The organism is Streptomyces sp. NPDC052043 (genome assembly GCF_044548235.1).
In the GTDB taxonomy this organism is placed as follows: Bacteria; Actinomycetota; Actinomycetes; order Streptomycetales; family Streptomycetaceae; genus Streptomyces.
Genome location: NZ_JBIUBT010000003.1, coordinates 577,838 through 603,492, shown reverse-complemented (window position 1 = coordinate 603,492; position 25,655 = coordinate 577,838). Strand labels below are relative to the sequence as shown.

Below are 25,655 nucleotides of genomic sequence, written 5' to 3'. Positions count from 1 at the left end.
GCGCGTGGCTCAAGATTCCTGGCCGAGCCCGGCTCACAACGCCCGCGGGGTCACTGACACCGAGTACGAAAAGATCGCCGCACGTTTCAGCGACGACGGCGTGTACGGCAGCCCGAGCGACGCCGCCGTCGTCGCGGCCGGCGCCGGTCTCGCGGTGAACATTCGCGCCGACGTGTACGCGTCGGTGCGCGGGCACGCGTGGACGTCGGGCACGTCAACGGTGTCTCTGCCGGTCGGCTCGAACACGGCCGGGCAGACACGTACCGACCGCGTCGTGCTGCGCCTCGACCGCTCGACATGGACCGTACGAGCCGCAGTCAAGCCGGGCACGCCCGGCGGCAGCGCGCCGACGCTGGCGCAGCAGACCGGCGACACCGGCACCTACGAGATCCCCCTCGCGCGGGTGACGGTCCTCAATGGCGCCTCGGCGGTGTCGGTCGCCCGCGAAGAGCTGTACGTCGGCTCGCGCGTGAGGTCGTGTACCTCGTCGAGCCGCAACCCGAGCCCGGCCCGCGGCGAGATGTGTTTCGAGACCGACACCGGCATCGTGCGGGTATGGACCGGCACGGCATGGAAGATCGTGTATGAGGACAGCGGCACGATCGTCGTTGACGCCGCGGTGTCGGGCTGGTCGGCGACGTCCGGCAGCGTCCTGCAGAAACACAACGGCGTCGTCTATATGCGGCTCGGGAACTTCAACCGCACGGGCGCCAACCTCGCCGCGGGCACCGAATCCCGCCTGCCCGTGCTGATCCCCGCGGCGTACCGGCATCCCAACCGTGACCATAGCGTCATGGCTTACACCACTGGTGTGGAGATCAGCCGTCTGGTCATCTACTCGAACGGGGACAGGGCCGGGCAGGTGTGGCTGTTGAACCACCCGCAGATCAACAAGGGGCAGAACGTGATCCCGCAGAGCGGCTTGAGTTGGGTGGTTGGCTGATGGCACGGCAGACATTCGGCGCGGGTGTCGGCGACTTCGCTGTGACTCCCTCAGATGGTCTGTGGGGCGTTGCGACTGGCGTCGAGGTCACGTTCTGGGACTCGATGGCCGACGGCAATCGGTACACCGATCTGCAGGACGAGAGCGGCGACCCGATCGCGTCGGTCGTCACCGACGAGTACGGCGCGCTGCCTCGCTTTCAGGGTCCCGACGGCGTGATCGGCATGTGGGCGGACGCCGGCGGCAGTCGTCGCGCATGGATGGACGCTCACGGCATCGCCGGCGGGGGCGGCGGCGGTGGCGGCGGAAAGGGCGGCGGGTACACCTCCCTCGCACGGGTCGTCGCCTCGGCGACCGCGCCCGAGGACGTGCGCGCGGCCGCGTCCTACGTGTGCACGGGCGTCGCCGATCAGACCGTGATTCAGGCGGCGATCAACGCCGCGCAGTCCGAGGGCGGCGGCGTCGTTCAACTCTCCGTCGGAACGTTCAACCTGACTGCCCCCGTGACGATCAACGGAACCGCGAACGAGGACAACCCGTTGACCGTCACCCTCGTCGGCTGCGGCGAGTTCGCGACCGTTCTGAAACCGGCCACGAACGTTGACGGGATCCTCATTTCGAACTGGGCGCAGTGCCACTTGAGAGACTTCGGGATCGTGATTCAAGGTTCCGGGTCCGGCATCGTGTCTAAGTCCGTCACCGTGCCCGGCGCCGACACCCGCTCGTTCTGGGATTCGAGTTTCCGGAATCTGCGCATCAACGGTTCCTATACGTCCACCAATAGCGGTTGGGCGATGGACCTTGACATGCCGTTCCGGTCCGACTTCACGAACATCGAGATCGAGGGAACGCGGAAGGGGATTCACCTCTACAACAATTCGAGTATTCAGAATGCGGGCGACTGCACGTTCACTCGAATGTTCATTGAGATCGTTGGTGCGGGCGGCGCCGCCATTCACGTGGAATCCGCCAACGGCAACATGAACCAAAACAATTTCTCGATGGTCGAGGCCGGGGCGGGGGCCGGGGCAACAGGGACCACGGGCATCCTGATCGACGGCGCAGCGGGCGGCGCCTCGCAGCGGTTTTGGGGTACGAACCTCGAACAATTCGACACGTTGATCAACGTCGCCCACGGCGAGAGCAACGTGTTCGACCTCAACTATGTGACGTGCCGCAACGGGAACGCGGGTAACAAGGCGTTCGTGTTCGGTGCGAACTCGTACAATAACCGGCTCAGCGCTATGTGGGTCAACGTCGCCTCGAACGGCCAGCTCAAAATCATCGAGGACAACAACGAGACGGACGACCTGCCGAACTTCTTCGAGCGCATCCGTATCGAGAACAACAAGAGCGGAAACGTCACCTGGTCGTCGGCCGACACGTCCATTTTCCGGGATATCGTCGCCTTCAATGAAGGCACCATCCAAGCCGGGCTGCTGCAGCTACCGCAGTCGAACCCGGTGCCGATGTTGGCCACGGCCGCTAAGACGACAACGTCCACCACGTTGGCCGACGTGTCGGGTATGGGTCACTGGGTGCACAAGGGCACGTACCTGGTCGACATCGAGGGTTTCGTGTCGACGTCCGCCGTCGGCGCCTATCCCGTGATGGCACTGGGAGGGTCCGCAGTCTGGGGCGCCGGTAGTGCCGTCACGATCGAAGTCGGCACCAGTCCGACCGCGGTCGCCATCGCCCGGGCCGCGGCAGTGGACAGCGTCTCGGGGAACACGTCGATCTCGGCGGTGAGCGCACCCGTCCTCGTGCGGATCCGCGGCGCCGTCGTCGTGTCCACGGCGGGCATGCTCAGGATGCGTTGGCGCGCGGCCGCGGCCGGGACTCTCACGCTGCAGCCCGGCGCCTACTTCAACGTACGCAAGATCGACTAACAGCCCATCACCCTGCAATGCCCCGAGCCGACCGGCCGGGGCATTTCTCATGCCCAAAGGAGGCTCACCCATGGGAGACACGGCACGGCCGATCCCCGACCGGCTCGGCGATCAGCACGAGCAAGCGCAGCACCTCACGAGCACCGGCAACGGGCCGACCGTCGACGACGAGCAGCGGCTGCTCGCCGAGCAGTTCGGCGCCCCGGACATGTCCGGGGTCTACACCGGGCCCGAGCTCGTCGACCAGGACGACGAGCCCGAGGCGGCCGCCGACGAGCCGGCCGACGAGGGTGACGCCCCGGCCGCGGACACCGCCGAGGGGGGCGAGTCCGCATGAGCGTCGACAGCATGATCGCGCAAATGGAACGCTGGCTCGGCACCGGCGAGCCGAACCTCATTCAGCAGTGGTACCGCGACCGCAACGGCTCGGCGTACGCCTACAACTTCCCATGGTGCAACGCCACGATCACGCGGGCCGCTGTCGACGCCGGCGAGTACGAGGCGGTGTGCTTCGGCACCGACTACGCGTACACCGTGGCGCACGCGGCAAGGTTCAAGGCGGCCGGGCAGTGGCACGCGATGACGAACGGGATCAAGGCGAGCGGGATCCGTCGCGGCGACGTCGTGTTCTTCGACTGGGGCGGCTCGTCGGAGATCGGCACGATCGATCACGTCGGCATCGTCACCGGGGTGTCGAGCGATCACCGATACGTCTACACCATCGAGGGCAACACGGCGCGCCTGTGCGCGAGGCGTGTCCGCACGGTGCACGAGATCGCCGGGTTCGGGCGGCCGAAGTACAAGGCGGCGCCGAAGACGACGACCGCGAGCGGCAGTTCGTCGACCTCGAAGCGGCCGCAGGTGTCCCTCGCGAAGCTGATCAAGGCGTTCAAGACGGACCCGCCGAAGAAGGGAACGCCGGTCTCGTACCCGCTCGTCGAGGTCGTCGAGAACGCCCTCGTCGCCGAGCGGCTGCTCGCGAAGCGGTACGCCGACGGGCACGCGGGCACGGCCACCCGCAGCGCGTACACGCTGCTGCAGGAACGCTACGGGTACCGCGGCGCCGACGCGGACGGCATCCCCGGCATGACGTCGCTCAAGCGGCTCGGCAAGGCGCACGGGTTCGACGTCGTCGCCTGACCACTGCCCGGCCGCCGCCCGGCGGTCGGGCTCACCCATCATCAGAAGGGGGGGCCGGCTCATGCCTGCTGCTCTGTTCGTCTCGTTCATGCGCACGGCCGTGCCGTTCGTCGCGGGGTGGCTGCTCACCCTCGCCGTGCGCGCCGGCGTCGAGATCACCTCGGCGACCGTCGAGGGCGTCGTGACCGTCGCACTCGGCGTCGTCTATTACCTCGCGTTCCGGCTGCTCGAGCTGCTCGGCGAGCGGCTGCGCGGCAACGCCCTGCAGAACATCGCGGGCGTGCTGCTCGGGTGGGCGCGGCCGCCGTCGTACCCGACGGTTCCCGAGCTCGCGCCGGTCGACCCGAGCTCGTACGCCGGCCCGACCGGCAACAGGTGACGCCGGCGTTACCGCCGCGGACACACCCCCACTGCACAACCGGAGGCAAGCGCGTGGACGCAGCGCAGCTCGGCGCCGTCGGAACCATCGTCGTCGGGCTCGCAGCGGCCGCCGCCGCGGTGATCGGGCAGCGGGGCGCGAACCGCGCCTCGCAGTCCGGCGCCGTGCTCGGTGGCTACAGCACACTCGTCGACAACCTGCAGGAAGAGCGAGACAAGCTCGGCCGGCAGCTCGCCGAGAACGAGGTGAAGCTCGCCGCGGCGTACGCCGAACTCGCGGCCGAGCGCGCGAATAAGGCGGCGCTGCAGGGCCGGATCACCGAGCTCACAGCCGAGGGCGAGCGGCTGCGCGCACAGATTGTCGAGCTGGGAGGACAACCGACGTGAGAGGGCGTCATGCTCAGCCGATCCTCGCGCAGCGGTGGCGGTCGTTCGCGGTCGCCGCCGTGCTGCTCGTGCTGTTCGGCGCCGTAGTCCTGGTGTGGCTGCGGATCGACGGCGAGTCACGCCGAGCCGACGCACTCGCCGCCGAGGCGAACCTGCGCGGCGAGGCGGTGTCGACACTCGCGACCGACGTGCGGGTGCTGCGCGAGCAGATCAAGGCCGAGGGTCAAACGCCGAAAGTTCCGGATCCGGCGCGGGCGGTGTCCGACTTGCCCTCGCGTACCGAGGTGCCCGTGCCGATGCCCGGTCCGGCCGGCCCGCGCGGTCCGAAGGGTGCGCCGGGCGAGCCGGGCGAGCCGGGTAGTCCGGGGCCGGCTGTAACGGGATCGCCCGGCCGTGCCGGTCGGCCCGGTCCGTCCGGCGCACCGGGCGAGCCGGGCGCAGCGGGCGTGCCCGGCGCCACGGTGACCGGTCCGACGGGTCCGACGGGTCCGGCCGGCCCGGCGGGCAAGGACGGCACGAACGGGCGCGACGGGCAGACCTGCCCGTCGGGGTACAGCCTGCAGGCGCCGCCATGGGACCCCGATGCGCTCGTCTGCCGCCGCGATGGCGCCCCACAGCCGAGTGACCCGTCGAACTCGTCGCAGCCGCTGCTCGGGCTGCCCGCCGAACGCCGCCGTATCGCATGAGACTTGCGCCCCTGTCTGGCCTAACGGCCGGGCAGGGGCGCTTTCGTGCGTTCGGGCGCGCTACACCGCCGGCGGCTGCCCGTACATCGCGACCCATCGGTCGCCCCGCATGACGACGTCGGCGGTCTCGACCGGACGCCCCGACCCCTGGTCGTAATACGTGCGTTCGACGTCGAGCACCGGGCCGAGCGGATTCATGCCGAGCGCCTGCGCCTCGGCGCGCGTGGCCATACGGGCGCGCACCCGCTCGACGGGCTCGCCGACCTCGATGCCGAGGACCCGCATACGCGCGGCGACGCCGACGCCCGCGTGCGGGCCGACCTCGGGCAGCGCGACGAGTGACTGCCCGGTGAGCTCGAGCGGTTCCCACGATTCGGCGAGCTGCACCGGTACCTCGTCGGCGAGGTAGACGTACGAGGTGTGCATCACCGGGGCGCCGGGCTGCAGGCCGAGACGCTCGGCGACGACGTCGCTCGCTTGCTCGGTCGTCGACTCGTGCCGCCACGTACCCGACACCCCTTGCTCGGCCGCGCCGCGCGCGAACGGGCTGTCGTCGCTCCCCTCGCGATGCTGCCGCACGAGCACCTCGGCGGCGTCGCGGCCGCGCACGTAATGCCCGGCGCCGTGACGGGAGATGACGAGCCCCTCGTCGACGAGCAGCCGGTACGCGCTGCTCGCAATGCTGTTGCTGCCGCCGTACTGAGCGGAGATTTCAGCGACCGACGGGAGACGAGTTCCGGGCTGCAGCTCACCAGACTCGATGCGGCCGCGCAGTTCCTCGGCGACCCGCAGATACAGCGGCGTCTCGCTCACTACTGTCCGCCTCCCGATCGTGTGACTTGCGTGACAGACTAGCCAGCCCGGGTCTACTCTCATGCGAGAGCCAAAGTCTCGCACGAGAGTGGGGGGATGCCGCCGTGCCGGTTAGCCCGCGTGCCGTCGAGTTACGTGCCGCACTCGAAAACGCCCTCGGCGAACCCGTGCGTCTGACGACCAACGAACGCGCGACGCAACTACGGGCACCCGCCCCCGCCGGCGGCAACCTAGTCGTCTGGCAGCGCGTCATCGCGGCACTCAGCACCGCCGACCGGTGGGGCAGTACGGACACGAGCGGCACCCCCGAGATTTGGGCCAACGTCAACGAGGGGCAGCGATGACCACGACCGGCGCGCAGGATCCGACCAGGAAAGCGACGGCGCTCATCCCGCTCCCCAATCCCGCCGACCTCACCGAGCAGCAGGTGCGCGGCATCACGTGCGTGTGGGACGGCGTAGCCCTGACCCCCGAGACAGCAATCGACCTCGGGCCGCGCCGTCGGCGGCACGAGGACCCGGCGTCGCAGTGGTTCCCGCGAGGGTGCCGCCGCTGTACCGGCGAACGGGCGTACGTCGCCATGTTCACTCACACTTCGCTGTGCGCCGACGGATGCCGCACGGACGCTGCGGGCTGCGAGATCGGCAGCGCCCTGCGTCGCCTCGCCATCAGGGGGCACCGCTGATGTTCTGCGCACACTGCGACAAGCCCATCAAGGGCAAGCCCAAGACATACCAGATCCCCGGCGCCTCATTGGCCGGCGCCACTGTGTACGTATGCCCGAACCCATGCCGCCCGGCGGTTCCGAGGCAGACGACGCCGGCCGGCCGGCGCTACTGACTCCCGTTTCCAGCGCGTGCAAGCGCCGGCCGCGCTGGCAGCGGGAAGGGTGGCCGCCCCCGCCCCCCGTCGGGGGTGGCCACCCGCTACCGGCTCACCCATAGACAGGGGCGCACGGCGGTCGACGCTCCCCCGACGTCCCGCCGTGCGCCCCGCACGTATCGGAGGGGGCCAGACGAGGAGTGTCACCGCACCATGACCGACAGCGCCATCGCCCGCAGGGCCCGCAGGCACGAGCTCAACCTCTTCCGCAGGTACTTCGATCTCGCCGCCGCCGGCCGCAAGCGGATCGAGGTACGGGTGCGGTACCCGCACCTCGCCGACATGGCTGCGGGCGACACCATCCGGTTCCGGATCAAGGGCACCGACGAGACATGCGACGTCCGCGTGCTGCGGGTCGTGCAGTACGACGACTTCGAGGCGCTGCTCGACAGCGAGGGACCGGCGAACGTGAACCCGACCAGCACCCGCGAGCAGCAGCTCGCGAACATTCGCTCGATCTACCCGCCCGAGAAAGAGCGGCTCGGCGCCCTCGCGATCGAGATCGAGCTGCTCGGCGCGTAGCGCTCCACTCCGCGAACGACGCGACCCCGGCCGGTGTCAGCCTCACCGACCGGGGTCGCCCTGTACCCGCCGGGCGATCTTCCCATCCATCGTTCATGCGTTCGAGTGACTCTCGGCATATGCTCTTGATGCATTTAGTGCACGCGTGATTCGCTCGGTTCGTAGCGTCACAGCAGTCGCCGCCCGCCCCCACTGGGCGCGCGACAACAGTGCCCCGGTCCTCTCGTCTCCGCAAAGACAGGACCGGGGCACTCGCGCGTTTGCAGGGCGCGATGGGGGTCTATGAGTGAGTGTCAGACATCAGCAGCAGACGCACGGGGTGAGCGTACTGCGGGGTACCTGGTCACGGAGGCACGGCACACATCCGGCGCGGTACAAATCTTCAGTCAAGACTGTTCAGTCCAGACTGGACAGTTCGGTTCGAGCGGTTCTACGGTGCTGTCATGGATCACCAGGCCGGCGAGGTACCGCCGGGCATCTCCGTCTCCGCCGCGCGGGCGGCCCGCGACCTGCGCGTGGTGTTCAGCCGGCTGCGGCGCCGGATCCGCGAGGTCGCGCGGGACGAGGACCTGACCCCGCCCCAGGTGTCGGCGCTCACCCTGGTCGGCAAGCACGGCGCCGCCACGGCCAGCGCCCTGGCCGCCGCCGAGGGGGTCCGCCCGCAGTCCATGGCCGCCACGCTCGCCGCCCTGGAGCGGCACGGGCTCATCCTGCGCAGCCCCGACCCCGAGGACGGGCGGCGCCAGCTCGTCACCCTGACCGAGGGGGGCCGTGAGCGCATCGCGGGCGACCGGCAGACCCGCGAGGAGTGGCTGACCCGGGCCCTGCAGGACCGTTACACCGAGGCCGAGCGGGAAAGGCTCCTCGAGGCGCTCGCCCTGCTGGAGCGGCTGATCCAGCCCTGACAAGCACCCCACCACCCCGAACAGCGCACCCCCGAAAGGCCTGCCCCCCATGGCACTCACCGCACTCGACCCGCGCACCGCGCTCGTCGTGATCGACCTCCAGGCCGGCATCGTCGCCGCGCCGACCGTCCCGCACTCCGGCACCGAGGTGGTCTCCCGCGCGGTCGCGCTCGCCGACGCGTTCCGCGCCAAGGACCTGCCCGTCGTGCTGGTCCGGGTCTCCTTCGCCGACGACTTCGCCGACGTCCCGCCCGGCCGCACCGAGGCGGTACGGCCGGGCGGCGGCGCGCGTCCCGAGGGCTGGGACGTGATCGTTCCCGAACTGGCGGGACACCTCGGCGACATCACCGTCACCAAGCACAACTGGGGCGCCTTCCACGGCACCGACCTCGACGTGCAGCTGCGCCGCCGCGGTGTGACGCAGATCGTGCTGGCCGGCGTCGCCACCAGCATCGGCGTGGAGTCCACCGCCCGCGCCGCCCACGAGCACGGCTACCACGTCACCCTGGCCACCGACGCCATGAGCGACATGGACGCCGAGGCCCACCGGGGCAGCGTGGAGCGGATCTTCCCGCGCCTGGGCGAGACCGGCACCACCGCCGAGGTCCTCGAACTGCTGGCCAAGACGCACGGCTGACGCGGCGGAGGGCGCGCCCCGCGCCGCGCCCCTCTCCGACGGCCTCCCCGGGCCCCGGCGCCCCGGCACCCGCCCCGGGCCCGGGGCTCAGTCCTCACCCCGCACGATGTTCGACTCGACGCTGTTCGGCTCGGCCCCCGTGCGGTCCTTCCGGGGGCCGCCGCGGTCCTCGCGCGCGGGAATACAGGTGCGCACGCCCTCCTCCCGCCTACGGCGGGCCTGCGCCCACCCCGTCTCGGGGTGCCGGACAAGGTGTTTCCCACTGGTGCGCGCGGTCACGACGCCTCATCTTCCTTCCGCGTCGGGTGCTGTGGAGCGGTTCCCTCCGGGACATCGCACTCCAGGCGGCCGGGTCCCCCGGAGACGGCCCCGGCAAACCCCGACCGGCACCCGCCCCCCAGTTCACCTGCCGCCGAAGCCCCCGACGCACGCGGACCGACGCACGCCGGGCGGAAGAGGGCGTGGCGCAGGCCCGGTCGCGGGGCAGGACGGTAGCCTCGCCGCCGATGACCGACATGTCCGAAGCATCCGCATCCGCCACCGAGCGGCCCGCCGCCCGCGCGCGCCCGTTCGGCCGGAAACTGCTGGAGTGGGCCTCGACGACCGATCACAAGGTGATCGGCAGGCTCTACATGGTCACCGCGTTCTGCTTCTTCCTGCTGGCCGGTCTGCTGGCGATGGGGATGCGCGCCGAGCTCGCGCGGCCGGGCCTCCAGTTCATGAACGAGCAGACCTACAACGAGCTCTTCACGATCCACGGCACGATCATGATGCTGCTCTTCGCCACGCCCATGTTCGCGGGCTTCACCAACGCGGTGATGCCGCTGCAGATCGGCGCCCCCGACGTGGCCTTCCCCCGCCTGAACGCCCTGTCGTACTGGATGTACCTCTTCGGCGGGCTCATGGTCGTGTCGGGGTTCCTCGTGCCCGGCGGCTCGGCGGCCTTCGGCTGGTTCGCCTACGCGCCGCTCAACAGCGCGTACTACTCCCCCGGCGCGGGCGGCGACCTGTGGGTGATGGGGCTGGTGGTGACGGGTGTGTCGACGACGCTCGGCGCGGTCAACTTCATCACCACGATCATCACCCTGCGCGCACCGGGGATGACGATGTTCCGGATGCCGATCTTCACCTGGAACGTGCTGTTCACCTCGGTCCTGGTGCTGCCCGCCTTCCCGGTGCTGACCGCCGCGCTGCTCGCCCTGGAGGCGGACCGGAAGTTCGGGGCGCACGTCTTCGACGCGACCAACGGCGGGGCGCTGCTGTGGCAGCACCTGTTCTGGTTCTTCGGCCACCCGGAGGTCTACATCGTCGCGCTGCCGTTCTTCGGGATCGTCAGTGAGATCATCCCGGTCTTCTCCCGCAAGCCGCAGTTCGGGTACCTGCCGATGATCGGGGCGACCATCGCGATCACCATGCTGTCCGCGGTGGTGTGGGCGCACCACATGTTCGCCACCGGCGCGGTGCTGCTGCCGTTCTTCTCGATCATGTCGTTCCTGATCGCGGTGCCCACCGGGATCAAGTTCTTCGCCTGGATCGGGACGATGCGGGGCGGCTCGCTGTCGTTCGAGACGCCGATGCTGTGGTCGTTCGGCTTCCTGGTGTCGTTCCTGCTGGGCGGGCTCAGCGGGGTGCTGATCGCCTCGCCGCCGCTGGACTTCCACGTGACCGACTCGTACTTCATCGTGGCGCACCTGCACTACGTGCTGTTCGGCACCGTGGTGTTCGCGATGTTCGCCGGCTTCTACTTCTGGTGGCCCAAACTGACCGGGAAGATGCTGGACGAACGCCTCGGCACCATCCATTTCTGGCTGCTGTTCCCCGGCTTCCAGCTGACCTTCCTGGTACAGCACTGGCTCGGCGCGGAGGGGATGCCCCGCCGGTACGCCGACTACCTGCCCGCCGACGGCTTCACCCTCCTGAACACCCTCTCCTCGGCGGGGGCGTTCCTGCTCGGCGCGTCCACCCTGCCCTTCCTCTACAACGTCTGGCACACCTCGCGGTACGGACGGAAGGTCACCGTGAACGACCCCTGGGGGTACGGGCGCGCCCTGGAGTGGGCGACCTCCTGCCCGCCGCCGCGGCACAACTTCGACGCGCTGCCCCGGATCCGCTCGGAGGCCCCCGCCTTCGACCTGCACCACCCCGACATCGTGCAGCGGGCGGAACTGGAGGGACACCGATGAAGGTGGAGTCCCTGCTCTTCGGCGGCGTCGCGCTCTTCTTCGGTGGCAGCGCCGCCCTGTACGGCGTCTGGTCGGGCGAGCCGGCCGGCACCGCGGCGCTGGTCATCGCGTGCGGGATGGCGGCGCTGGTCTCCTTCTTCTGCCTGATCCAGTACCGGCGCAAGGGGGTGCGCCCGCAGGACCGCCGTGAGGCCGAGGTCGCCGACGCGACCGGGCCGCTGGAGTTCTTCCCGCCCGAGAGCACCTGGCCGATCGTCACCGCGCTGGGCTTCTCGGTCAGCGCGCTGGGCGTGGTCTACGGGCTGTGGCTGTTCCTCATCGGTCTCGGGGTGCTCGCGCGGGGGGTTGCGGGGATGGCTTTCCAGTACGTGCACCGGGGCGAGTGACGACCGGCCCGGCCGGGGCCCCGGGGCGGCGGGACTCGACGGGGCGGTGGCCGCTCTCGTAGCCCCCGGTGACGGACTGGCGCACCTCGCCGGTCTCCTCGCCCTCCGCGAGGGTCTCCCGCTCCTTGGCCAGCAGGGCGTGGCACAGGGCCCGGGTGACCAGGAAGGCGACGACGGGGGCCAGCACGAACGCGATCCGCAGCACCCAGGTGATCGTGTTCACGGAGACCCGGAAGGTGGCGGCGATGACGTCGTTGCCGCCCTCCAGCAGCAGCACGCCGTAGAAGACGATCCCGGCGACGCCGAGGCCGGTGCGCACGGGACGCTCCCGCGGCCGGTCGCACAGGTGGTGTTCCTCGCGCCACTCCCCCGTCAGCCGCTGCTCGGCGAACGGGTACGCGTACAGGAAGGCGAACAGCAGTGCCGGCAGGACGACCGCCGGCAGGAGGGCGTTCCACATGATCGTGTGCCCGGCCACGTTCGTCTCCCAGGCCGGCATCAGCCGCAGCGAGCCCTCCAGGAACCCGACGTACCAGTCCGGCTGGGAGCCCGTGGACGCCTGGTCCGGCCGGTAGGGGCCGTACGTCCACACCGGGTTGATCTGGGCGATCCCGGCGAGCAGGACCAGCACGCCGAAGACGGTGAACTGAAGGCCCAGCGAGGAGGCCGTGAACTGGGGGTAGAGCGGTTTGCCCCGTACGTTGCGGTTGCCGCGGCCCGGGCCTCGCCAGTGGGTGTGCTTGAGGTAGAAGACGAGGATCAGGTGCACGACGACCAGCGCGATCAGGGCACCGGGCAGCAGCAGGATGTGCAGGCTGTACAGCCGGGGGATGATCACCTGCCCGGGGAACTGGCCGCCGAACACGAAGAAGCTGGCGTAGGTGCCGATCACCGGCAGGGACAGCATGATCGCCTGGGCGATGCGCAGCCCGGTGCCGGAGAGCAGGTCGTCGGGCAGGGAGTAGCCCGCGAAGCCCTCGGCGACGGCGAGGGCGAACAGCGTCACCCCGATGACCCAGTTGATCTCCCTGGGCCTGCGGAAGGCGCCGGTGAAGAAGATCCGCAGCAGGTGCGCGCCGATCGCGGCGACGAAGACGAGCGCCGCCCAGTGGTGGGCCTGGCGCAGCAGCAGCCCGCCGCGGATGTCGAAGCTGATGCGCAGGGTGGAGTCGAACGCCTCCGACATGAGCACCCCGCGCAGCGGCGCGTACGAGCCCGTGTAGGCGACCTCGCTCATCCCCGGCTGGAAGAACAGGGTCAGCCACACACCGGTCAGGACCAGCACGAGCAGGCTGTACAGGGCGAGTTCGCCGAGCAGGAACGACCAGTGCTCGGGGAACGCCTTGCGCATCAGGCCGCCGCCCTCGGACACCGGAAGCCGGGCGTCCAGGTAGCCGGTGAGCCGCTCACCGGCCCCGGCGCCGCGCGCGGTGCGCCCGCGCCGTGCCGGGCTCATGTCCGCCCCGCTCCGCCGCCCTCGTCCCGGCCGCCCTCGCCCGGCTCCGGGACCGATCGCGCGGCCCTCTCCACGTCGGCCTCGATCTCGGTGCGCGGCTTGCCCTCGTCGCTCGCGTACTCGCCCAGGGCGGCCTGGAGATCACGGGCCAGGTCGCGCCAGGCCCGCCACGCCGTCTCGTACGTCTCGCTCTGCGTTCCGGTCCACTGTGCCTGCGCGGGCGGTCCGTAGTTCAGCCGCAGCTGCTCGACCCGGGCGTGTGCCTCGTCGGCCGCCCGCTGCTTGGCCACGAGCTCTTCGAAGGTGTGTGACACAGCCCGGACCCTAAGCACGACCGGCACGCGCGGCGGGCCCGACCTGCCGGGCGGGGACGCGGCGCACCCGTGTGGCGGGTCGGGGGCCCGCGGGCGGTCTCACAGCACCAGTTCGCTCCACACCTGCTTGCCGCCGCCGGCCGGCACGGCGCCCCAGGCCGCCGACACGGCCTCGACGAGGAGGATGCCGCGGCCGCCGGTGGCCTGCCAGCCGATGCTGGTCGGCTTGACCGGGGTGCGGGGAGAGGCGTCGGCGACGGCCACGCGCAGCCGCCGGTCGACGAGGGTGAGGTCCAGGCGGACCTGGCCGTCGGTGTGCACGAGGGCGTTGGTGACCAGTTCGGACACGACGAGCAGCACGGCGTCGGTGTCCTCCGTGACACCCCAGGAGCGCAGGGTGCGCCGGGTGAAGCGGCGGGCGTGCCGGACGGCTTCGGGCACCCGCCACACCGACCAGCTCTCCCTGAGCGGGCGTACGGCCATGCCGTCGTAGCGCATCAGCAGCAGCGCGATGTCGTCGTCGCGGCCGGCGCCGGTCAGCAGGAGGTCGGCGACCGGGCCGAGACGGGAGGGGTCGGCGGCGGCCAGGCCGTGGGCGAGCCGCGCCAGGCCCTCGTCGATGTCGGCGTCCGCGGACTCGACCAGGCCGTCGGTCGTCAGGGCGAGCACCGTGCCGGGTTGCAGGCGCAGCGGCGTCATCGGGAAGTCGGCCTGCGCCAGTACGCCGAGCGGGGGCCCGCCCTCGCCCTCCGCGATCTCGGTACGGCCGTCGGGGTGGCGCAGCACGGGCGGAGGGTGCCCGGCGCGTACGCACCAGGCGGAGCCCTGCTCCATGTCGACCTCGACGTAGGCGCAGGTGGCGAACAGGTCGGTCTCCATCTCCAGCAGGAGGCGGTTGGCGTGCGAGACGACCACGTCCGGCGGGTGGCCCTCGGCGGCGTAGGCGCGCAGGGCGGTGCGCATCTGGCCCATCAGGGTGGCGGCGCCCGCGTTGTGGCCCTGCACGTCGCCGATGACGAGGGCCACGTGGTGGTCGGGCAGCGGGATTACGTCGTACCAGTCGCCGCCGACCTCCAGTCCGGCCGTGGCCGGCAGATAGCGGGCCACGGCCTCGGCACCGGGCAGGTCCGGCAGGCGGCGGGGCAGCAGGGTGCGCTGGAGCATGCCGACGAGTTCGTGCTCGGCGTCGAAGGCGCGGGCGCGCAGCAGGGCCTGCCCGGCCAGGCCGGCCGAGGCGGTGAGCAGGGCGCGCTCGTCGGGGCCGAAGTCGTGCGGGCGGTCCCAGCCGATCAGGCAGGCGCCCGCCATGCGGCCCGCCGCGGGCAGCGGCAGCACCGCGAGGCCGCCCGGGCCGACATCGGCGAGGGCCGGTTCGAGGGCGGTCCCGGCGGGCCAGATCTGGGGGCGGCCCTCGCGCAGGGCGGCGGCCAGGGTGGGCATGGTCCGCACCGGCGCGTCCGGCCACTCGGTGCGCCACTGGAGGCGCCACAGCTCGGGCCAGGCCTCCGGTGCGGGCGGGTCGAGGACGGTGACGACCAACCGGTCGTTCTCCAGCTCGGCCAGGGCGATCCGGTCGGCCCCCAGGGGTGCGCGCAGCGCGGCCACCACCGCCCGGCCGACGTCCCGGACGGTGCCGGCGGTCGCCAGGGCGGCGGCGAGCCGCTGGACGCGGGCGACGTCGGTGACGCCGGGGCGCAGCGTGGAGGCGTCGGCGACGGTGCCGACCAGGCGGGCCGGGTGGCCCTCGCCGCCGGGCAGCAGCCGTCCGCGCAGCCGCAGCCACCTGGGCGGGCCGCCCGGTCGCAGGGCGCGGAACTCCAGTTCACGCTCGCCGATGGACATGTGGTCGGCCTCGACCACGGACATCAGGGACGGCAGGTCCTCCGGCTCGGTCCGTGCGAGCAGCGTCTCCACCTTGCCGTCGAAGCCGGACCGGACGATGCCGAACAGGTCCAGGATGTGCTCGCCGACGTCCACTCTCCCGCTGTCCATGGCGAGGCTGAAGGCGTCCGGCGGCAGTTCCCCGTCCTGGGCGGCCTCCGCGGCGGCGGGGCACGCGACGGCCTCGGCGATCAGTGCGAGGGTGGCGCGGTCCTCGCCGCCGAAGCCGCCCGGCCTGCCGGTGACGGCGAGCAGCGCGCCGCCGTCCGGCCCGCGCAGGGGCAGCGCGGCCAGGAAGAAGGAGTCCTGGGCCGGCATCCGCCGGAAGTCGGCGGAGCCGGCGAGTTCCTCGGGTTCCGGCCACACGGCCTGCCCGGTGCGGCAGGCGTCGGCCACCGGGGAGCGGCCGGCCAGGCGGTAGCTGTCCCGCAGCCCGTACAGGGTCCGGGGCACGCCGGCCGACTCGGACAGGCACAGGGCCTCGCCCGTGGCGGCGCGGACGTAGACGCCGGCGAACGCGGCCCCGGTGAAGACCAGGGCCTGCTCCAGCACGCGACGCAGCCGGTCGGGGGAGGCCGGTGCGGAGGTGAGCGTCCTGAGAGCGAGTTCGGCGCGCGGGGTTCCCGTTCTTCGTGCTGTAGCGCCCTCACTGACCACGTTGGTCATTACAGCGCGTATCGGCCGGTTACGCAGCCCCTGGGACAGTTCCGGGAGTTCTGTTCCGGAAGTTCTGGGGGGGACGATCGGTCCGGCCCTTCACGGGGAGGGCCGGACCGATCCGCTGACCGGCCGGTGCCGCCGGCCGGCAGGCCGGTCGGTGGCGTGGGGGGAGCCGGTCAGCGACCCGGGCGAGCGGCTCAGGGGATAGCCGCTCGGCGGGCCGTTCAGTGGCCGTTCAGTGGGTCCGGGTGCGCCCGGCGCCGTACGACGCGCCGGGGTTGTGGGTGCCGGCGCCGGACTGGTCGTCGCCGCCGGACCGCTGACCGTCGGCGGCACCCGCGTCGGCCGCGGCACCGCCGCCGTCGCTCGCGCCGAGCGTCGCGCCCGTCGCCCCAAGGGCGGTGGTGACCGGCTGGAAGAAGGTCTCGCCGCCCCGGGTGCAGTCGCCGCTGCCGCCCGAGGTGAGGCCGACCGCGCCGCCGTCCTGGGTGAACAGGGGGCCGCCGCTGTCGCCGGGCTCGGCGCAGACGTCGGTCTGGATGAGGCCGGTGACGGTGTCGACACCGCCGGTCTCGCTCTGGAAGTTGACGGTGGCGTCGAGGCCGGTGACCGTGCCGTTGTGCAGTCCGGTGGTGCTGCCCATGCGGAACACCGTCGCGCCGACGGTGGCCTCGGCCGCCCCGGTGATCTCGACGCTCTGCCCGTTGCCGACGTCGACCGTGCCCGGCGCCCGCGTGTTCGGATCGTCGTACGTGACCAGGGCGAGGTCGCTGCCGGGGAAGGTGGCCTGGTCCACCGTGGCCACCGGCGCGCCGTTCTGGGAGTCGGACCACTGCCCGGCCGCGACGCCGCAGTGCCCGGCGGTCAGGAAGGCGGGGCTGCCGTCGCCCGCGGTGACGTTGAAGCCGAGGGAGCAGCGGACGGTGCCGCCCTGCGTGCGGGCGAAGAGGGCGTCGCCGCCGGCGGCGAAGGTCTGGAAGGTGCCGGCGGACTTCTTCAGCGTCGCCATGCCGGAGCCGAGGACGCGGACGGTGGACTGGAGCCTGTCCCAGTCGGCGCCGGTGACCGTGCTGTCGGCGGTGACGACGACCTTGTTGGTGCGCGGGTCGACGGCCCAGGAGGTGCCGGGGATGGAGGCGTCGGCCTTCAGGGTCCGCGCCGCGGACTGCAGGGCGGCGGTGCTGTTGCCGACCTTGCGGACGGCCGCGCCCGCCTTCCTCGCCCGGAGGACGGCGTCGGCGTCGCCGCCCACCACGTTGACGACGAGCCGCCGTTCGGCACTGTCGTAGTAGGAGCCGGCGAAGGAGTCGCCGAGCGTCGTGGCGAGCCGTACGGAAAGGCCGGAGGCGTCCGCGGCCGCGAGGGTCCTGGGAGTGGCGTCGTCCGCCGCGCCGTCCTGGGAGGCGTTGGCGTTCGGAAGCAGCATCGCCGCCGCGCCGAGCGCCACCGCGCCGCCCGCCGCTATCGCGGCCCTGCGCTTCGGAATTCGCTTGTGACTCAAACTTCTCGACCTCCTGGGGACGGGGCCCGTGCCGCCGTCCGTGGCGGTTGGGGGACGCCTGGACGGCTGTTGGTACGCAGGAGGCGGGCGCCGCGTTCAATCCCGTTCGCCAACTGCCCTCGGGTCATGTGGAATCCGTCAACTCACCGGCCCGGCAGGATCCGTTGACACACCTCGTGATCGCGCGGCGACGGTCGGTCGCGAACGGGAAGCGGAATCCGGACTTCAGCGAATCTGCACATCGAATGCCCAGTGAGGTCACCGCGGTCGGAGGATCCGCACAACCGCGCGCCCCTCACGAGGCGTTCGGCGTCCGGCGCCGGATGCACCGGCGCGTGGGCAAGGGAGGCCTTGCACCGATGCGGTGCGGTGTGTGAAGAAGTCGCCGCCATGCCGTTGCCGGGCCTGCACGGTTGTCCGGCGCTACCGACAACTCCCCTGGTGGGATGCCTGGTTGGGTGGAAGCGGCGGGCCGCGCCGTGCTTACATCCATCGCAGCGCGGGACCCCGGCCGGGCGCTCGGGAGACCGGGCCCGGTACCCGCTCTCGCGGCCGTCTGTCCCCAGAGTTGGCCGCTCCCCCTTGTAAGACATCCACATGAAGGGACGTTCCATCATGAACTCCACCCCCCAGGTTGAGACCGCCGAGATCTCGGACGCCGAGCTCGACAACGTCTCCGGCGGTCTGTCCGTGAACGCTCTGGGCACCGCCACCGGCCTGGTGGACAGCGTTGCCCCGGTGTCCGGCGTGGTGAACACCGCCGTCGGCACGGTCGAGGGCGCCACCGGTCTGAGCGCCGCGCCGGTCGCCGGCCTGGTCGCCGGTCTCTGACCGCACCTCGTCGCCGCCGGGTCCCGGAACCGCACGCCGGTTCCGGGGCCCGCGGTTGCCGCAGGAAGCTCTCACGTGCAGTTCCGACAACAGGCCCTCGACAAGCTCCGGTCACCGGAAGAACTCGACCTCCCGATGCGGCTCGCCCGCCCCCAGGGATGGCTCGTCCTGTCCGTCACCCTCCTCGCCATGGCGGCCGCGTCCCTGTGGGCCGTGACGGGATCGGTGGCCTCCACCGTCGGCGCGCCCGCCATCCTCACGTACGGGCAGGGCAGTTACGTCCTGCAGAGCCCGGTCGCCGGACAGGTCACCGCGGTCCTCGCCACGGAGGGCGAGCGACTGCCGGCGCACTCGCCCGTGCTGAAGGTGCGGACCGAGCAGGGCGAGGAGGTCGTGCGCACGGTGGCCGCCGGCCGGATCACCGCGCTCGCCGCCACCCTCGGCCAGATCGTCTCCACCGGTGCGAACGTCGCCGCCGTGGAGAAGGTCGCCCACGCCTCCGACCCGCTCTACGCGACCGTGTACGTGCCCGCCGAGAACGCCGCCGCCGTTCCTTCCGGCGCCCCGGTCGACCTGACCGTCTCCTCGGTGCCCGCCCAGCGCTACGGCGTGCTGCGCGGCCATGTGCAGGCGGTGGACCGGTCGGCCCAGTCGGCCCAGCGGATCGCCGCCTACCTCGGGGACGCCCAGCTGGGCCAGCAGTTCACCCGCGACGGAAGGCCCGTGGCCGTCCTCGTACGGCTCGACACCTCCTCCGCGACGAAGAGCGGCCTCACCTGGTCGTCCGCCGGCGGTCCGCCGTACCGGCCCGACTCCATGACCCCGGCCACCGCCTCGATCCGGCTGGCCGACCAGCGTCCCCTCGATTGGCTGCTGCCGTGACCACCACCCAGGAGACCCGCGGCCGCCGGCGCGCCGCCCGGACCGGACGGCCCGTACCCAAGGCGCGGGGCAGGACCGTCCGCACGCCCACCGTGCTCCAGATGGAGGCCGTGGAGTGCGGCGCCGCCTCGCTCGCCATGGTGCTCGGCCACCACGGCCGCCATGTCCCGCTGGAGGAGCTGCGCATCGCCTGCGGTGTCTCCCGGGACGGCTCGCGGGCGAGCAACCTGCTGAAGGCGGCCCGCAGTTACGGCCTGACGGCCAAGGGCATGCAGATGGACACCGCCGCCCTCGCCGGGGTGACGGCACCGGCCGTCCTGTTCTGGGAGTTCAACCACTACGTCGTCTACGACGGCATGGGCCGCCGCCTCGGCCGGCGCGGGGTGTTCGTCAACGACCCCGGCAAGGGCCGCCGTTTCGTGCCCATGGAGGACTTCGACACCAGCTACACCGGTGTCGTGCTGGTGATGGAGCCGGGACCGGACTTCGAGCGGGGCGGCCGCAGGCCCGGAGTGCTCGGCGCCCTGCCGGCCCGGCTGCGGGGCACCGCGGGGACGATGCCGGCGGCGGTGCTGGCCAGTCTGCTGCTGGTCGCGGTGGGCGCGGCACTGCCCGCGCTCAGCCGGACCTACATCGACACCTACCTGATCGGCGGCCAGACCTCCCTGCTGGGCGTGCTGTTCGCGTCGATGGGCGCGTGCGTGCTGCTCACCGTCGTGCTGACCTGGCTGCAGCAGGCCAACCTGCTGCACGGGCGCATCATCTCCTCCACGCTCGCCGGCGCCCGCTTCCTGCGGCATCTGCTGCGGCTGCCGGTCACCTTCTTCGCCCAGCGCGGCCCGGCCGACCTGGTGCAGCGGCTCGCCTCCAACGACCAGGTGGCCGAGACCCTCGCCCGCGATCTGGCGGCGGCCGGCGTCGACGCGGTGGTCGTGGTGCTGTACGCGCTCCTGCTCTACACCTACGACCCGCAGCTGACGGTCGTCGGCATCGGCGTGGCCCTGCTGAACGTCGTGGCGATGCGGGTCGTCGTACGGCTGCGCGCCACCCGCACGGCGAAGCTGCGCGCGGACAACGCCCGGCTGACCAACACCGCCTACACCGGCCTCCAGTTGATCGAGACGATGAAGGCGACCGGCGGCGAGGACGGCTACTTCCGCACGTGGGCGGGGCAGCACGCCGCCACGTTGGAGGAGCAGCAGCGGCTCGGGGTGCCGACCGCCTGGCTGGGCGTGGTCGCGCCAGCGCTCGCCACCCTCAACAGCGCGCTGATCCTGTGGATCGGTGGCATGCGGGCCGTCGAGGGGCACATCTCGGTCGGACTGCTGGTCGCCTTCCAGGCGCTGGTGACCCGGTTCACCGCGCCGCTGACCCGGCTCAACGGCGTCGCTGGCCGCATCCAGGACTTCGCGGCGGACGTGGCCCGGCTCAAGGACGTGGAGAACTTCCGGACCGACCCCCGGTACGCCCGCCCCGACGGCGCCGACTCCACCCGCCGGCTGCGCGGACACGTGGAACTGGAGAACATCTCCTTCGGCTACAGCCCGCTGGACAAACCGCTGCTGACCGGCTTCGACCTGACCGTCGGACCAGGCCGGCAGGTGGCGCTCGTCGGCGGCTCGGGCAGCGGCAAGTCGACGGTCTCCCGCCTGATCTCGGGCCTGTACACGCCCTGGGACGGAGTGATCCGCATCGACGGGCAGCGCCTGGAGGACATCCCGCGCGGAGCCCTGGCGGCCTCCGTCTCCTTCGTCGACCAGGACGTGTTCCTCTTCGAGGGCACCGTCCGCGACAACGTGGCCCTGTGGGACCCGTCGATCCCGGACGACGCCGTGGTGGAGGCGCTGCGCGACGCGGCCCTCTACGACGTCGTGACCCGCCGCCCCGGCGGCATCCGCAGCAGGGTCGAGCAGGACGGCCGCAACTTCTCCGGCGGGCAGCGCCAACGCCTGGAGATCGCCCGCGCGTTGGTGCGCCGGCCCAGCATCCTCGTGCTCGACGAGGTCACCAGCGCCCTGGACGCCGAGACCGAGCAGGTCGTGATGGACAACCTGCGGCGGCGCGGCTGCGCCTGTGTGGTGATCGCGCACCGGCTGTCCACCGTGCGGGACAGCGACGAGATCGTCGTGCTCCAGCACGGCACGGTCGTCGAACGCGGCCGGCACGGGGAACTGGTGGCGCGCGGCGGCGCGTACGCGGCGCTGGTCAGGGAGCGGTGAGATGACGGCAGCGGACGAGCCGGACCTCGTACTCGGCGCGCTCGGCTCCCTGGGCACACCGATCGACTGCTCGGGCCTCAGCCGGCTCGACCTGGCGGGGCCGCAGGTGCTGTGGCTGGTCGCGGCCGGAGCGGTGGACCTGTTCGCGGTCGACGCGGCGCAGCAGGGCCACTGGCACCACCTGGGCCGGCTGGAGGCGGGCGCGCTGCTGCTCGGTCCCGTCGCGGGCCCGCGGCACACCCTGGTCGCGCGTCCGCTGCGGGACTGCGTGGTGCGGCGTATCGGGCTGCGCGAGCTGTACCAGCCGGCGAGCACCGAGACCTGGTCGTACGACGCGTACGGCAACCCCCAGTACGTGCCGCCGCGGACCAGCCCGCTGGAGTACGCCCTCGCGCTCGGCGTCGGTCGCGGCCTGTCCGTGCTCTTCCAGGCGCCGACGGCCGAGGAGCGGACGTCGGCGCCCACCGACGACGACGTGTTCTGGATGCAGGTCCCTCCGGGCAGCGTGCAGTACGGCTCGCTGTACGGCGCCGACGCCGCGGCCGACCTGCTGATGGACCCCGCCCTGTGGCAGAGCATGGTCGATCAGCAGTACCGGCTGCTGACCGCCCTGGACCGCTGGATCGAACAGCTGGAGCGCACCCACGAGACCCGGACGGCGGCCGGCATCAGGGCCGGTGAGGCGGTGCGCGACCAGGCCGACCGGACGCTGCTGGCGTCCATCGGCCGGTCCTCGGCGGCGCGGCCCACGGCCGCCGACGCCGACGCCACGTACGCGGCCTGCGAACGGGTCGCCCGGGCCGCCGGGATCACGTTGGCCGCTCCGCCGCAGGCCGGTACCGGGAGCGACCGGCTCGACCCGGTGGAGCGGGTCGCCCTGGCCTCCCGGGTGCGCACCAGGGCCGTACGTCTTCAGGGCCGCTGGTGGCGGGAGGACATCGGTCCGCTGGTGGGCCACCGGGCGCTGTCCGGGGCGCCGGTCGCGCTGCTGTGGCGGCGCGGCGGATACGTCGCCGTGCACCCGGCCACCGGGCGGGAGAGCCCGGTGGAAAAGGCGAACGCTGAGGAGTTCGAGCCGCGCGCGGTGATGTTCTACCGCCCGCTGCCCGACCGCCGGCTCGGCCCGCTCGGGCTGCTGCGGTTCAGCCTGCGCGGTACCGGCGGTGATCTGCTGAACCTGCTGTCCGCCGGGCTGGTGACGGTCGCCCTCGGGGCGCTGGTGCCCCTCGCGACCGGCAAGGTGCTCGGTCAGTACGTGCCCAGGGCCGAGCAGGGCCCGATCGTGCGGGTGTGTCTGGCCGTGATCGTCAGCAGCGTGGTGGCGGCGGCCTTCATGCTCCTGCAGAACCTCACCGTCCTGCGTCTCGAGGGCCGTATCGAGGCCACCCTCCAGTCGGCGGTGTGGGACCGGCTGCTGCGGCTGCCGACAACGTTCTTCACCGAGCGCTCCACCGGCGAGCTGGCGAGCGCGGCCATGGGGGTCAGCGCGATCCGCCGGCTCCTTGCGGGGGTCGGCCCGGTGGTCGTCCAGTCGGTGACCGTGGGCGCGGTGAACCTGGGGCTGCTGTTCTGGTACAGCGCCCCCATGGCGCTGGCGGCGCTCGGCATGCTCGTGGTGATCGGTGCCCTGTTCCTGGGGCTCGGGCTGTGGCAGGCGCGGTGGCAGCGGCGTCTTGTGGTGCTCACCAACAAGCTGAACAACCAGGCCTTCCAGACGCTGCGCGGGCTGCCGAAACTGCGGGTGGCGGCGGCCGAGAACTACGCGTACGCCGCCTGGGCGTCCCAGTTCGCGCGCAGCCGTGAGCTGCAGCGGAAGGTCGGCCGGATCAAGAACCTCAGCACGGTGCTGGGCGCGGTGTACCTGCCGGTGTGCACGCTGCTGATGTTCGTGCTGCTGGCGGGCCCGGCGCGCGGCTCGATGTCGGCGGCGGCCTTCCTGGCGTTCACCACCTCGGTGACGATGCTGCTGACCTCGGTCACCCAGCTGACCGGCGCCTTCGTCTCGGCGGTGGCCGCGCTGCCGCTGCTGGAGGAGATCAGGCCGGTGCTCGACGCCACGCCGGAGGTGCGCACCGCCAGTACCCGGCCCGGGCCGCTGTCCGGGGCGATCGAGGCGCGGCGGCTGTCGTTCCGCTACACCGACGACGGGCCACTGGTCCTCGACGACGTGTCCTTCCAGGTGCGGCCTGGCGAGTTCGTGGCGGTCGTCGGGCCCAGCGGCTGCGGCAAGTCGACGCTGCTGAGGCTGCTGATCGGGTTCGACCGGCCGCTGTCCGGCAGTGTGCTGTACGACGGCCAGGACCTGGCGGCCCTGGACCAGTCGGCCGTGCGCCGGCAGTGCGGGGTCGTGCTCCAGCACGCGCAGCCGTTCACCGGTTCGATCCTCGACGTCATCCGCGGCACGGAGCCGTGCACGGCCGAGGAGGCGATGGCGGCGGCCGAACTGGCGGGGCTGGCCCGGGAAATCGAGCGGATGCCGATGGGCCTGCACACGCTCGTCTCGGGAGGCGGCGCGGTCTCCGGCGGTCAGCGGCAGCGGCTGATGATCGCGCAGGCCCTGGTGCGCCGGCCGCGGATCCTCTTCTTCGACGAGGCGACCAGCGCGCTGGACAACGACACGCAGCGCACGGTGATCGAGAGCACCCGCAAGCTCAACGCCACCCGTGTCGTCATCGCGCACCGGCTGTCGACGGTGCTGGACGCCGACCGGGTCGTGGTGATGGAGGACGGCAAGGTCATCCAGCAGGGACCGCCCACCGACCTGCTCGCGGACACGGAGGGGCGGCTGCACGAACTGGTCCGGCGGCAGATGGCGTGAGGGCCGGTGAAGCCGGTCCGGTCCCGGCCCGGACGGTCTGGTCCCGGCCCGCACGGTCTGCTCCTGACCCGGGTGGTTCAGCCCTGGCCCAGGCCGTTCAGTCCTGGCCCGGGACGGGCGCCCCGGAGGGGACTCCGGCGGCGATGTACGCCTCGTAGCAGGCCTTCCACGAGATGTGGGCCCCGCCGTGCGGTCCCTCGAAGCGCTCACCGCGCGCCCTGGCGTCCAGGGCGGCCAGGCAGACCTCCCAGCCGGCGCCGGTGCGTGCGGCGGTGTTCTCGGCGGCGAGGACGTCGGTGAGGGTGAACCGAGTGTGCCCTTCCTCGGGTTCGTCGAGGTCGAAGTGGAGTTCGCTGCCGCCCCACTCGAAGGACAGGTGCCGGGGCGGGTCGACGGCGAGCACCGTGCCGGTGAACTCCTCCGCGCCCGACTCCCCGCGGAAGGCCACGGTGCCGCCGGGCCGCAGGTCCGCCTCGGCGCGGAACGGGAACCACCGCGCGAGTTCGTCGGGATCGGTCACCAGGTGCCAGACGCGTTCCACGGGGTGGCCGTAGGCGCGGGTGAAGCGCAGGGCGGGGCGGCCGTCGGTGAGCCGCAGGAAGGTGCCGGTGAGTTCGGTGGGCATGGAGATCAGTCCTTCGGGGTCTGCTCGGAGGGGTCCTCGGGGTCATCCGGCGCCGTGTCCGGGTGCCGCGCCCGGGGCGTCGAGGGGGCGTCGACGGTGCGGCGCCGCGGTGTGCCAGGGGCCGGCGGGCGGCCCCACTCCGCCCGCCGGTCCCTCGTGCGGAATCGCCCGGTCCCCGCGGCAGGGCCCGCACTCCCCAGCGACGGGACCCGTCAGGTGTGCGTGGGGAACGCGCGATCCCGGCTCTCAGAACGCGAAGACGCTCGTCGCCGAAGCGTTCTTCACGCACTCGTTGGCGTAGGTGCGCTCGTAGGTGACACGCCTGCCCTGCCAAACGCCCTGGGCCGTGACCACGACGGGGTTGTACTCCCTGGTGCACGCCACCCGGTCACTCGGCGTCAGCGCGCCGAAGTCACCGTCCGCGCCGCGGAGTTCCGCGCACGCTTCGCGCGCGGCCGGGTGGGTGCCGAAGGGCATCGGCGCGCAGCTCAGGGTGACGGCGCGCTCCGGTACGGCATGCGCCGCGCCGACGCCGTGGCCCACGGTGAGCACCAGGGCCGAGGGAGCGCGGAGCGCGGCGGTGGCCGGCACGGTGAGGGGCCCGCAGACGGCGGTGGCCGTCAGGCCGAGGGTCACTGCCCAGCGCGCGGTGTTCCGCATCGCGTGCTTCCTTCCGCTGGAAGTCGTCGGGTGCAAGTCGTCAGGTGCAAGTCGTCA

26 protein-coding genes are annotated in these 25,655 nt (G+C 72.0%); 18 read left to right on the top strand and 8 right to left on the bottom strand.

What is annotated here, in order from left to right:
• The first annotated feature begins 4 nt into the window (after nucleotides 1–4).
• The 7 genes from ACIHCX_RS10640 to ACIHCX_RS10610 all read left to right on the top strand — a co-directional run bounded on the left by ACIHCX_RS10640 (nucleotide 5) and on the right by ACIHCX_RS10610 (nucleotide 5,423).
• The gene (locus ACIHCX_RS10640) at nucleotides 5–943 is read left to right on the top strand and encodes a hypothetical protein (RefSeq protein ID WP_400028534.1); all 939 of its coding nucleotides are present in this window, start codon (nucleotides 5–7) and stop codon (nucleotides 941–943) included.
• Nucleotides 943–2,832 carry a hypothetical protein gene (locus tag ACIHCX_RS10635; RefSeq protein ID WP_400028533.1) on the top strand — a complete coding sequence of 630 codons (1,890 nt, stop codon included), beginning with the start codon at nucleotides 943–945 and terminating at the stop codon, nucleotides 2,830–2,832. Before ACIHCX_RS10640 ends, ACIHCX_RS10635 begins: the two co-directional genes overlap by 1 nt.
• A gap of 70 nt (nucleotides 2,833–2,902) precedes the next feature.
• Nucleotides 2,903–3,169 (top strand): hypothetical protein, encoded by a 267-nt coding sequence (locus ACIHCX_RS10630; protein ID WP_400028532.1) that lies wholly within the window; start codon nucleotides 2,903–2,905, stop codon nucleotides 3,167–3,169.
• Nucleotides 3,166–3,972, top strand: a complete 807-nt coding sequence (locus tag ACIHCX_RS10625; protein WP_400028531.1) for a CHAP domain-containing protein — start codon at nucleotides 3,166–3,168, stop codon at nucleotides 3,970–3,972. Before ACIHCX_RS10630 ends, ACIHCX_RS10625 begins: the two co-directional genes overlap by 4 nt.
• A 61-nt stretch (nucleotides 3,973–4,033) precedes the next feature.
• A complete protein-coding gene (locus ACIHCX_RS10620) occupies nucleotides 4,034–4,351 on the top strand; it encodes a hypothetical protein (RefSeq protein WP_400028530.1) in 318 nt (105 codons plus the stop codon).
• Between the two features lie 53 nt (nucleotides 4,352–4,404).
• Nucleotides 4,405–4,737, top strand: a complete 333-nt coding sequence (locus ACIHCX_RS10615) for a hypothetical protein (protein WP_400028529.1) — start codon at nucleotides 4,405–4,407, stop codon at nucleotides 4,735–4,737.
• A gap of 59 nt (nucleotides 4,738–4,796) precedes the next feature.
• Nucleotides 4,797–5,423, top strand: a complete 627-nt coding sequence (locus tag ACIHCX_RS10610; RefSeq protein WP_400028528.1) for a collagen-like protein — start codon at nucleotides 4,797–4,799, stop codon at nucleotides 5,421–5,423.
• A 60-nt stretch (nucleotides 5,424–5,483) separates the two neighbouring features.
• Here the strand turns inward: ACIHCX_RS10610 and ACIHCX_RS10605 are convergent, their stop codons facing one another.
• On the bottom strand, nucleotides 5,484–6,236 hold the full coding sequence (locus tag ACIHCX_RS10605) for a GntR family transcriptional regulator (RefSeq protein WP_400028527.1): 753 nt from the start codon (nucleotides 6,234–6,236) through the stop codon (nucleotides 5,484–5,486).
• Nucleotides 6,237–6,340: 104 nt separating this feature from the next.
• Between ACIHCX_RS10605 and ACIHCX_RS10600 the strand changes: the two genes are divergently transcribed.
• The 5 genes from ACIHCX_RS10600 (at nucleotide 6,341) to ACIHCX_RS10580 (ending at nucleotide 9,182) form a co-directional block, all read left to right on the top strand.
• Nucleotides 6,341–6,580 (top strand): hypothetical protein, encoded by a 240-nt coding sequence (locus tag ACIHCX_RS10600; RefSeq protein WP_400028526.1) that lies wholly within the window; start codon nucleotides 6,341–6,343, stop codon nucleotides 6,578–6,580.
• Complete coding sequence (locus ACIHCX_RS10595) at nucleotides 6,577–6,921, top strand: hypothetical protein (protein WP_400028525.1); 345 nt, start codon at nucleotides 6,577–6,579, stop codon at nucleotides 6,919–6,921. The genes ACIHCX_RS10600 and ACIHCX_RS10595 overlap by 4 nt, the downstream gene beginning before the upstream one ends.
• Nucleotides 6,922–7,271: 350 nt before the next feature.
• Complete coding sequence (locus ACIHCX_RS10590; protein ID WP_400028524.1) at nucleotides 7,272–7,640, top strand: ASCH domain-containing protein; 369 nt, start codon at nucleotides 7,272–7,274, stop codon at nucleotides 7,638–7,640.
• A gap of 443 nt (nucleotides 7,641–8,083) precedes the next feature.
• Nucleotides 8,084–8,545 (top strand): MarR family winged helix-turn-helix transcriptional regulator, encoded by a 462-nt coding sequence (locus tag ACIHCX_RS10585; RefSeq protein ID WP_400028523.1) that lies wholly within the window; start codon nucleotides 8,084–8,086, stop codon nucleotides 8,543–8,545.
• 49 nt (nucleotides 8,546–8,594) lie between these two features.
• Nucleotides 8,595–9,182, top strand: coding sequence for a hydrolase (locus tag ACIHCX_RS10580; RefSeq protein WP_400028522.1), 588 nt, complete (start codon nucleotides 8,595–8,597; stop codon nucleotides 9,180–9,182).
• Nucleotides 9,183–9,269: 87 nt separating this feature from the next.
• On the opposite strand, the gene ACIHCX_RS10575 is transcribed toward ACIHCX_RS10580, so the two are convergent.
• Nucleotides 9,270–9,461: a hypothetical protein gene (locus ACIHCX_RS10575; protein ID WP_400028521.1), complete on the bottom strand. Its 192-nt coding sequence runs from the start codon at nucleotides 9,459–9,461 to the stop codon at nucleotides 9,270–9,272.
• Nucleotides 9,462–9,697: 236 nt separating this feature from the next.
• On the opposite strand from ACIHCX_RS10575, the gene ctaD reads away from it, so the two are divergent.
• Together ctaD and ACIHCX_RS10565 are read left to right on the top strand one after the other, a co-directional pair.
• Entirely contained in the window at nucleotides 9,698–11,365 is a 1,668-nt protein-coding gene (gene ctaD, locus ACIHCX_RS10570; RefSeq protein ID WP_400028682.1) for a cytochrome c oxidase subunit I, read from the top strand.
• Nucleotides 11,362–11,751 (top strand): cytochrome c oxidase subunit 4, encoded by a 390-nt coding sequence (locus ACIHCX_RS10565; RefSeq protein WP_400028520.1) that lies wholly within the window; start codon nucleotides 11,362–11,364, stop codon nucleotides 11,749–11,751. Before ctaD ends, ACIHCX_RS10565 begins: the two co-directional genes overlap by 4 nt.
• On the opposite strand, the gene ACIHCX_RS10560 is transcribed toward ACIHCX_RS10565, so the two are convergent.
• The 4 genes from ACIHCX_RS10560 to ACIHCX_RS10545 form a co-directional block, all read right to left on the bottom strand.
• The gene (locus ACIHCX_RS10560) at nucleotides 11,681–13,207 is read right to left on the bottom strand and encodes a cytochrome bc complex cytochrome b subunit (protein ID WP_400028519.1); all 1,527 of its coding nucleotides are present in this window, start codon (nucleotides 13,205–13,207) and stop codon (nucleotides 11,681–11,683) included. The two genes, ACIHCX_RS10565 and ACIHCX_RS10560, sit on opposite strands and share 71 nt — an antisense overlap.
• Nucleotides 13,204–13,521 (bottom strand): hypothetical protein, encoded by a 318-nt coding sequence (locus ACIHCX_RS10555; RefSeq protein WP_400028518.1) that lies wholly within the window; start codon nucleotides 13,519–13,521, stop codon nucleotides 13,204–13,206. Before ACIHCX_RS10555 ends, ACIHCX_RS10560 begins: the two co-directional genes overlap by 4 nt.
• A 99-nt stretch (nucleotides 13,522–13,620) precedes the next feature.
• Nucleotides 13,621–16,068 carry a SpoIIE family protein phosphatase gene (locus ACIHCX_RS10550; RefSeq protein WP_400028517.1) on the bottom strand — a complete coding sequence of 816 codons (2,448 nt, stop codon included), beginning with the start codon at nucleotides 16,066–16,068 and terminating at the stop codon, nucleotides 13,621–13,623.
• Between the two features lie 229 nt (nucleotides 16,069–16,297).
• A complete protein-coding gene (locus ACIHCX_RS10545) occupies nucleotides 16,298–17,563 on the bottom strand; it encodes a S1 family peptidase (protein ID WP_400028516.1) in 1,266 nt (421 codons plus the stop codon).
• A gap of 615 nt (nucleotides 17,564–18,178) precedes the next feature.
• On the opposite strand from ACIHCX_RS10545, the gene ACIHCX_RS10540 reads away from it, so the two are divergent.
• The 4 genes from ACIHCX_RS10540 (at nucleotide 18,179) to ACIHCX_RS10525 (ending at nucleotide 24,313) form a co-directional block, all read left to right on the top strand.
• Complete coding sequence (locus ACIHCX_RS10540) at nucleotides 18,179–18,394, top strand: type A2 lantipeptide (protein ID WP_400028515.1); 216 nt, start codon at nucleotides 18,179–18,181, stop codon at nucleotides 18,392–18,394.
• 75 nt (nucleotides 18,395–18,469) lie between these two features.
• Nucleotides 18,470–19,276: an HlyD family efflux transporter periplasmic adaptor subunit gene (locus ACIHCX_RS10535; protein WP_400028514.1), complete on the top strand. Its 807-nt coding sequence runs from the start codon at nucleotides 18,470–18,472 to the stop codon at nucleotides 19,274–19,276.
• A complete protein-coding gene (locus tag ACIHCX_RS10530) occupies nucleotides 19,273–21,495 on the top strand; it encodes an NHLP family bacteriocin export ABC transporter peptidase/permease/ATPase subunit (RefSeq protein WP_400028513.1) in 2,223 nt (740 codons plus the stop codon). Before ACIHCX_RS10535 ends, ACIHCX_RS10530 begins: the two co-directional genes overlap by 4 nt.
• A gap of 1 nt (nucleotide 21,496) precedes the next feature.
• Complete coding sequence (locus ACIHCX_RS10525) at nucleotides 21,497–24,313, top strand: NHLP bacteriocin export ABC transporter permease/ATPase subunit (protein ID WP_400028512.1); 2,817 nt, start codon at nucleotides 21,497–21,499, stop codon at nucleotides 24,311–24,313.
• A gap of 97 nt (nucleotides 24,314–24,410) precedes the next feature.
• On the opposite strand, the gene ACIHCX_RS10520 is transcribed toward ACIHCX_RS10525, so the two are convergent.
• Together ACIHCX_RS10520 and ACIHCX_RS10515 are read right to left on the bottom strand one after the other, a co-directional pair.
• Nucleotides 24,411–24,938: an SRPBCC family protein gene (locus tag ACIHCX_RS10520; RefSeq protein WP_400028511.1), complete on the bottom strand. Its 528-nt coding sequence runs from the start codon at nucleotides 24,936–24,938 to the stop codon at nucleotides 24,411–24,413.
• A 246-nt stretch (nucleotides 24,939–25,184) separates the two neighbouring features.
• Nucleotides 25,185–25,598 (bottom strand): subtilase-type protease inhibitor, encoded by a 414-nt coding sequence (locus ACIHCX_RS10515; protein WP_400028510.1) that lies wholly within the window; start codon nucleotides 25,596–25,598, stop codon nucleotides 25,185–25,187.
• Nucleotides 25,599–25,655 lie beyond the last annotated feature (57 nt).

Excerpts from the sequence above, each read along its gene's own strand:
- ACIHCX_RS10635 (WP_400028533.1), top strand. The coding sequence starts at position 943 with ATGGCACGGCAGACATTCGGCGCGGGTGTCGGCGACTTCGCTGTGACT.
- ACIHCX_RS10630 (WP_400028532.1), top strand. The coding sequence starts at position 2,903 with ATGGGAGACACGGCACGGCCGATCCCCGACCGGCTCGGCGATCAGCAC.
- ACIHCX_RS10625 (WP_400028531.1), top strand. The coding sequence starts at position 3,166 with ATGAGCGTCGACAGCATGATCGCGCAAATGGAACGCTGGCTCGGCACC.
- ACIHCX_RS10620 (WP_400028530.1), top strand. The coding sequence starts at position 4,034 with ATGCCTGCTGCTCTGTTCGTCTCGTTCATGCGCACGGCCGTGCCGTTC.
- ACIHCX_RS10595 (WP_400028525.1), top strand. The coding sequence starts at position 6,577 with ATGACCACGACCGGCGCGCAGGATCCGACCAGGAAAGCGACGGCGCTC.
- ACIHCX_RS10590 (WP_400028524.1), top strand. The coding sequence starts at position 7,272 with ATGACCGACAGCGCCATCGCCCGCAGGGCCCGCAGGCACGAGCTCAAC.
- ACIHCX_RS10585 (WP_400028523.1), top strand. The coding sequence starts at position 8,084 with ATGGATCACCAGGCCGGCGAGGTACCGCCGGGCATCTCCGTCTCCGCC.
- ACIHCX_RS10580 (WP_400028522.1), top strand. The coding sequence starts at position 8,595 with ATGGCACTCACCGCACTCGACCCGCGCACCGCGCTCGTCGTGATCGAC.
- ctaD (WP_400028682.1), top strand. The coding sequence starts at position 9,698 with ATGTCCGAAGCATCCGCATCCGCCACCGAGCGGCCCGCCGCCCGCGCG.
- ACIHCX_RS10565 (WP_400028520.1), top strand. The coding sequence starts at position 11,362 with ATGAAGGTGGAGTCCCTGCTCTTCGGCGGCGTCGCGCTCTTCTTCGGT.
- ACIHCX_RS10560 (WP_400028519.1), bottom strand. The coding sequence starts at position 13,207 with ATGAGCCCGGCACGGCGCGGGCGCACCGCGCGCGGCGCCGGGGCCGGT.
- ACIHCX_RS10550 (WP_400028517.1), bottom strand. The coding sequence starts at position 16,068 with ATGACCAACGTGGTCAGTGAGGGCGCTACAGCACGAAGAACGGGAACC.
- ACIHCX_RS10540 (WP_400028515.1), top strand. The coding sequence starts at position 18,179 with ATGAACTCCACCCCCCAGGTTGAGACCGCCGAGATCTCGGACGCCGAG.
- ACIHCX_RS10525 (WP_400028512.1), top strand. The coding sequence starts at position 21,497 with ATGACGGCAGCGGACGAGCCGGACCTCGTACTCGGCGCGCTCGGCTCC.
- ACIHCX_RS10520 (WP_400028511.1), bottom strand. The coding sequence starts at position 24,938 with ATGCCCACCGAACTCACCGGCACCTTCCTGCGGCTCACCGACGGCCGC.
- ACIHCX_RS10515 (WP_400028510.1), bottom strand. The coding sequence starts at position 25,598 with ATGCGGAACACCGCGCGCTGGGCAGTGACCCTCGGCCTGACGGCCACC.